6 protein-coding genes and 1 pseudogene are annotated in these 6,583 nt (G+C 66.9%); 1 reads left to right on the forward strand and 6 read right to left on the reverse strand.

From position 1 onward, the window contains the following. From QOI01_RS19660 to QOI01_RS19680, 5 genes and pseudogenes are all read right to left on the reverse strand, one after another. Positions 1-374 (reverse strand): annotated as a pseudogene (locus tag QOI01_RS19660) (fatty acid desaturase); the annotation flags it as partial. Between the two features lie 68 nt (positions 375-442). Then, positions 443-1,579: a ferredoxin reductase gene (locus QOI01_RS19665; RefSeq protein ID WP_526383861.1), complete on the reverse strand. Its 1,137-nt coding sequence runs from the start codon at positions 1,577-1,579 to the stop codon at positions 443-445. 98 nt (positions 1,580-1,677) lie between these two features. Beyond that, on the reverse strand, positions 1,678-2,181 hold the full coding sequence (locus QOI01_RS19670; RefSeq protein ID WP_526383871.1) for a DUF6912 family protein: 504 nt from the start codon (positions 2,179-2,181) through the stop codon (positions 1,678-1,680). Positions 2,182-2,196: 15 nt separating this feature from the next. Then, positions 2,197-3,051, reverse strand: coding sequence for a polyphosphate kinase 2 (gene ppk2 / locus QOI01_RS19675; protein ID WP_526383863.1), 855 nt, complete (start codon positions 3,049-3,051; stop codon positions 2,197-2,199). 24 nt (positions 3,052-3,075) lie between these two features. Beyond that, positions 3,076-4,485 carry a WS/DGAT/MGAT family O-acyltransferase gene (locus QOI01_RS19680; protein WP_526383865.1) on the reverse strand — a complete coding sequence of 470 codons (1,410 nt, stop codon included), beginning with the start codon at positions 4,483-4,485 and terminating at the stop codon, positions 3,076-3,078. Positions 4,486-4,618: 133 nt separating this feature from the next. Between QOI01_RS19680 and QOI01_RS19685 the strand changes: the two genes are divergently transcribed. Next, positions 4,619-5,179, forward strand: a complete 561-nt coding sequence (locus QOI01_RS19685; RefSeq protein ID WP_526383867.1) for an Rv3235 family protein — start codon at positions 4,619-4,621, stop codon at positions 5,177-5,179. A gap of 18 nt (positions 5,180-5,197) precedes the next feature. Here the strand turns inward: QOI01_RS19685 and QOI01_RS19690 are convergent. After that, positions 5,198-6,583: preprotein translocase subunit SecA (locus tag QOI01_RS19690; protein WP_526383869.1), on the reverse strand; the 1,386-nt coding region annotated here is incomplete at its 5' end.

Genomic DNA, 6,583 nt, shown 5'->3' on the forward strand with positions numbered 1-6,583 from the left:
TGGGTGAACCGCCAGTGCTTGGACGATCCGCTCATGTCCCACTCCCACGTCGAGGAGTGAATCTCGGGATCGTTCATCCAGTCCCACTGGCCGTGCATGACGTTGTGGCCGATCTCCATGTTCTCGATGATCTTGGCCACGCCGAGGGTCGCGGTTCCCGCCCACCACGCCGCGCGTCGCGAGCTTGCGGTGAGCATCAGTCGGCCTGCGATCTCGAGGGCGCGCTGTGCTGCGATGGTGCGGTGGATGTAGCGCGAGTCGCGCTCACCACGGGAGTCTTCGATGTCGGCGCGGATCGCATCGAGCTCGAAACCCAGGTTTTCGATGTCCGCGTCAGTCAGGTGGGTGAATGCCGGTACGTCGGTAATTGCCATCGGTCGGCCTCCTTCCAATACCTACGCTAGCGTAACCTACGCTTACGTAGGTTACCAGTCAGTAAAGCTCAGACGTCCAGTACGCAATCGCCAGAAGCTGCGGAAATGCACGTCTGAATTCGGCTCCCCGGCTCGTGCTCGACACCGGTCCGAAGGTCTCGGACGTGTCCATCGACCAGCCCCACCACACACGACTGGCAGATGCCCATTCGGCAGCCGAACGGCATCCGAACGCCGACCTGCTCACCGGCGTCCATCAGCGAGGTGGCCGCATCCGCCTCGAAGGCCTTGCCGCTGCGCTCGAACGTGACGGTGCCACCCGTGCCATGTGCGGCGGCCCGCGACGCCGCAAACCGCTCGAGGTGCAATCGATTCCCGATGCCCGCGGAAGACCAGAGGCGGTGGGCGTCGTCGAGCATGCCCTCCGGACCACACGCCCAGGTCTGACGTTCGCGCCAGTCGGACACGTCGTCGGCGAGGCTGGACAGGTCGAGGCGACCACGAGTCCGTGTCGCGCGGACCGACAGCCGGTACCCCTCGTGCGAGTCGCGCAGCTGAGCCAGCTCGCGGGAGAACATGACGTCGGACTCCGTCGGCGCGGAATGCACGTGGACCACGTCGCCGACCTGTCCCCGGCGCGCGAGCGTGCGCAGCATCGACATGACCGGTGTGATGCCCGACCCGGCGGTGAGGAACAGCACGGACGCCGGTGCTGGATCGGGCATCACGAAGTTGCCCTGCGGCGCGGCAAGGCGGACGATCGTGCCCGGCTTCAGGCCGCCGACCAGGTGGCTGGACAAGAACCCCTCCGGCATGGCCTTCACGGTGATCGTGATGGTCCTGGCGCGCGCCACGGGGCTCGACGTCAGGGAGTAGGACCGCCACCGCCACCGACCGTCCATCAGAACACCGATGCCGACATACTGGCCCGGCTGGTAGTCGAAGCGGAAGCCCCACCCCGGCTTGATGACCAGAGTCGCGGAGTCGACGGTCTCACGACGAACCTCCACGACGCGGCCACGCAGCTCGCGGGCCGACCAGAGTGGATTGGCCAACTTGAGATAGTCGTCCGGCAACAGTGGCGTGGTGATGCGCTCGGCGACCGAGCGAAGCGCCTGCCAGCCGGGATGCCGCTCGGCACCGGCGGGCGTGGGTCGGACGGTGTCGGCCAGACGGGCGGAGACCTTGATTTCATTCTTCGCCATGACGGCTCCTGATCACTGTGTCACGAGTTCCGGGCCGGAGTCTGGGGCCTGTCGGATCTAACCTACGGTACCGTAACTTACGGGGGTGTTTCTAGTGCTCAGAGCAATTCGAGCAGGAACGGCAGCTCCTGGGTGGCGTACCAGGCAAGGTCGTGATCCTGTGCGTCGCCGACGGTGAGTTCGGCGTCTTCGTCCCCGAGATCCGCCAGGTCCACCACCTCGACCGCAGCCGCGACGGCGGGTTCGGCCGCAGCGTTGTCCACGTAGGCGGCGATCACGTCGGCGACGCCGATCGGGCCGGCCAGCCGCACGACCGCATCATCGAGATCGGGCCGGGCCTTCGCGCCGTCGACCTCCGCGACGAGCACTGCGCGCCGCAACGGAAGCCCGGTTGTCTGGTCCTCGGCCGCCAGCAGGCGCAGTGACGCCATTGCCGCCTCGTGCAGCGCGACCTCGGCGAGCTCGTCGTCATCTCCTTCTGCGTAGGACTCGCGCAACGTGGGAGTGACGGCGAACGCCGTGCCGCTCAAGGCGTGCATCGACTGATCGGCGACGAGGCGCTGCAGCATGGCCAGGGTCACCGGGATGTAGACACGCACCAGGCGAGGGTAACGGTCCTACTCACGGTCCCCCGTCAACGTGGCGACGTGATCGTCGACGTAGGTCGACAACGATCGCGATGGCCGCTCGTAACCGTGGCTCAGGATCGGCCGCTCCGGCAGCTCCACCTTGGGGTGGTCGACCTCGTGGTAGTCGATGGTGGACAGCAGGTGGCTCATCATGTTGAGCCTGGCGTGCTTCTTGACGTCCGACTCGACGACGTACCACGGACTCTGCGGGATGTCGGTGTGCACCATCATCTGGTCCTTGGCCCGCGAATAGTCCTCCCACCGGTACACCGACTCGAGGTCCATCGGACTGAGCTTCCACTGGCGCACGGGATCGTTGAGGCGCGACTTGAACCTGCGCAGCTGCTCGTCGTCGGACACCGAGAACCAGTACTTGCGAAGGAGGATGCCGTCCTCCAGGAGCATCTGCTCGAATACCGGCGTCTGGCGCAGGAACAGCGCATGTTCTTGCGGCGTACAGAATCCCATCACCTGCTCGACGCCCGCCCGGTTGTACCAGGACCGGTCGAAGAGCACGATCTCGCCCTTCGCCGGCAGTTGCGCGATGTAACGCGGGTAGTACCACGGGCCGCGCTCGCGGTCCGGGCGCGCCGGCAGAGCGGCGATCCGGGCCACGCGCGGGCTGAGGTACTCGGTGATGCGCTTGATGGTGCCGCCCTTGCCTGCGGCATCGCGCCCCTCGAAGATCACCGCGATGCGAGCCCCCGTGTGGCGCGCCCACTCCTGAAGCTTCACGAATTCCGTTTGTAGACGGAACAGTTCGGCCTCGTAGACGTCGTTCGGGAGCTTTGACTTCTTGGACTTCTTCGAGTCCTTCGCCAGCTTGCTCTTGCTCTTGCTCATCGCCGAATCGTAGTGCGAGAGGACTTACTGCGCTGCCTCAAGCAATTCGTCGAGCGTCTCGCGCAGCAGCGACGGCAGCATGTCGACGTCACTCATCGCGTCACGGTCGGCGTTGATGCCGAAGTACAGCATGCCGTTGTAGGACGTCACGCCGATCGCGAGCACCTGCTTGTTCAACAGTGGCGGCACGGAATAGGTCTCCAGCAGCTTGGTTCCCGCGACGTACATCTGCTTCTGTGCACCGGGCACGTTGGTGATCAGGAGGTTGAACTGGCGCGCAGAGAAACTGGTCGCGACCCGAGTTCCCATGGCGTGCAACGTCGGTGGCGCAAATCCTGACAGCGTGACGATGCTGCGCGCGTCGACCAGGCTCGCCGCGGTCGAATGGGATTCCGTCGCGTGGGCAATCTGCGATAGCCGCACCACCGCATTGCCCTCCCCGACGGGGAGATCGATCAGGAACGGCCACACCTCGCTGATCGCCTGGCCCGGCCCCGTCGCGTCCAACTCGGCATCCGGATACACCGACATGGGGACCATCGCGCGCACCGTGGTCGTCGCGGTCACCGGTTCGCCGCGCGACATCAGCCAGTTGCGCAATGCGCCTGCGATCACGGCGAGGATGACGTCGTTGACGTCGCAGTCGTAACGCGCCCGCAGCCTGCGGTAGTCGTCCAGCTGATGACTGGCGACGGTGAACCGGCGGTTGCGCGAGACGGTGGTGTTGAGCGGGCTGCTGGGCGCGGTGCCACGCGCCAGTGTTCGCGCGACGTCGGCGAACCGACGGCCGGCGTCGACGAGTTGCCCCGTATGGGTCACCGACTCCAACACGGCGGACCGGACGCCCGCGAGCTGGGTGCCGGGACGGGCGACGAACTCGCCGACGGCGCCGAGAACGAGTCTGGTGTCGCTCGGCTCGCGCGCAGGAATCCAGATGTCCTCGCCGAACTCAGGCGCCTTCTGCGTTCGGTCGGCGATGACGTGGCCGATCTCGAGGGCCGTCATGCCGTTGACGAGGGCCTGATGCGACTTGGTGTAGATCGCGATCCGGTTCTTGGCCAGCCCTTCGACCAAGTACATCTCCCATAGCGGGCGGGACTTGTCGAGCGGACGCGATCCGAGCCGAGCGACGAGGTCCTGCAGCTGGGCATCGCTGCCCGGAGACGGCAGCGCGGAACGGCGGATGTGATAGGTGATGTCGAACTCGCGGTCGTCGATCCACACCGGTCGCGCGAGGCCGAGCACCACCTCGCGCACCTTCTGGCGGTAACGCGGAATCTGCGGCAGGCGCTGCTCCACGGTCTCGAGGAGGGTTTCGTAGCTGAGTCCGCTGCGCGGCTTGCGAAGAATCGAAAGTGAGCCGACGTACATCGGTGTCGATGTGTTCTCGAGGTGGAAGAACGACGCGTCGGGTGCTGACAGTCTCGTCGCCATGACGGCGTACCCTCCCCCGGCTCAACGTCTGAACACCGTCACGGTAACGGGCCAAAGTGGATTCCCGCATCACGGGTGCTCGGAAGTGTCCTCGGACCGTGGGATCATTGATGCATCTGCGACTCTCCAGCAGATGTCGTCCTTTCGCCCCGACCGCTGGAGAACAACCGTGACCGCATCACGCCTGCCGATTCAACGCACCTCGTTCACCTCGCCGGTCGTGGACTACGAGCCGCCACCCGTCGGAGCAATTCCGGAGAGTGCGTGCCCCCCGCCGTCGCCGGCCGCGCTGCACCGGCACACCCCGAGACCGTTGCGGTCGGTACCCGCCGTCGCGGCCGCCCGGGCGCGGCCCCACGAGCTCCTACCACCGCGCGCCGCAGCCGTTTTCGCCGACGCCGCGCTGCGCCGGGTCCTCGAGGTGACGGATCGGCGCCGACCTGTGGTGCAGCTTCGGCCACTCCTCGCTCCGAGGCTCTTCGATGCCGTTGCGAGTCTCACCAGGACCACCTCGCCGGAGGGTGCTGCCGTCCTGCGAAGGGTGCGACTGCGCTCGGCGACCGTCGTCGACGGCGAGGCAACCGCCGCCGAGGTGTTCGCGACCTATACGCGCGGTCGCCGCGTACGCGCCATCGCCTGCCGAGTCGAACTCGTCAAGGGGCGCTGGCTCGTCGTCGCGTTGCAGATCGGCTGAGTGTTGCAGATCGGCTGTCTAGCCTCGGCGTGCCTTGGGGCCGCCACGGCTCTGCTTGCGAGCGGCTTCGCGTCGCTCGCGGCGAGATCCACCGGTCGCGGCCGCGTGCCGGCCACCGCCGCGCTGTACCTCCGCCGAACCATCCTCGGCTGGGCCGGAGTACGTCATCGGGGGCGCCTTATCGTCGTCGATGCCCTTGACGCGCAGCGCCGGGACTGGTTGCGGAGCCCGCTCCTCGGTCGCGACCGAGCCGTCGGCGCCGAGCTCGCGGGCCTTTGCGGCAGCGTCGGCGGCGAACTGCGCGAGGTTCGGCGGCGCGGCGGTGGCCCCGACCTGGGTCGAGGGAGCGGCAGGCGCGGCCTGGACCTGAGCGTTGAACAGCAACCCGACGGACTCCTCCTTCAACCCATCGAGCATGCCCTTGAACATGTCGAAGCCCTCGCGCTGGTACTCGACGAGCGGGTCGCGCTGCGCCATGGCACGCAGGCCAATGCCCTCCTTGAGGTAGTCCATCTCGTAGAGGTGTTCGCGCCACTTGCGGTCGATGGTGGTCAGCAGCACGCTGCGCTCGAGTTGCCGCATCGCGCCCTCGCCACCGATCTCGGTCAACTCCGCTTCCCGCGCCGCGTACGCGCGGCGGGCGTCCTCGATCAGCGCGTCCCGCAGCTCTTCGCGGGTCAGCTCGCCGGGCTCGCCGACGGCGCCGGAGTCGATGAGGTCGTGGTGGTCGATGCCCACCGGGTAGAGCATCTTGAGCGCCTCCCAGAGCGCACCGAGATCCCAGTCCTCCGAGTAGCCCTCTGCGGTGGCACCGTCGACGTAGGCGGCGACCACGTCCTCGACCATCTGCTTGGCCTGTTCCTGCACGCTCTCACCTTCGAGGATGAGCCTGCGTTCGGCGTAGACCACCTTGCGCTGCTGGTTCATCACCTCGTCGTACTTGAGGACGTTCTTGCGGACCTCGAAGTTCTGCTGCTCGACCTGGGTCTGGGCGCTCTTGATCGCCCTAGTGACCATGTTGGCCTCGATGGGCACGTCCTCGGGCAGGTTAAGCCGGGTCAGCAACGACTCGAGGGTCGCGCCGTTGAAGCGCCGCATCAGCTCGTCGCCGAGAGAAAGGTAGAAGCGCGACTCGCCGGGGTCGCCCTGGCGACCCGACCGTCCGCGCAGCTGGTTGTCGATGCGGCGTGATTCGTGTCGCTCTGTGCCCAGCACGTAGAGGCCGCCGACCTCGATCACTTCCTTGGCCTCCGCCTCGGCTTCGGCCTTGACCTGAGCCAGGGCCTCGTCCCAGGCGGCTTCGTACTCCTCGGCCGTCTCGACCGGGTCGAGGCCACGGTCGCGCAGCCGCGTGTCGGCGAGGAAGTCGACGTTGCCGCCGAGCACGATGTCGGTGCCGCGGCC

Origin of the sequence: Mycobacterium sp. (assembly GCF_032162605.1) — a bacterium.
In the GTDB taxonomy this organism is placed as follows: Bacteria; Actinomycetota; Actinomycetes; order Mycobacteriales; family Mycobacteriaceae; genus Mycobacterium.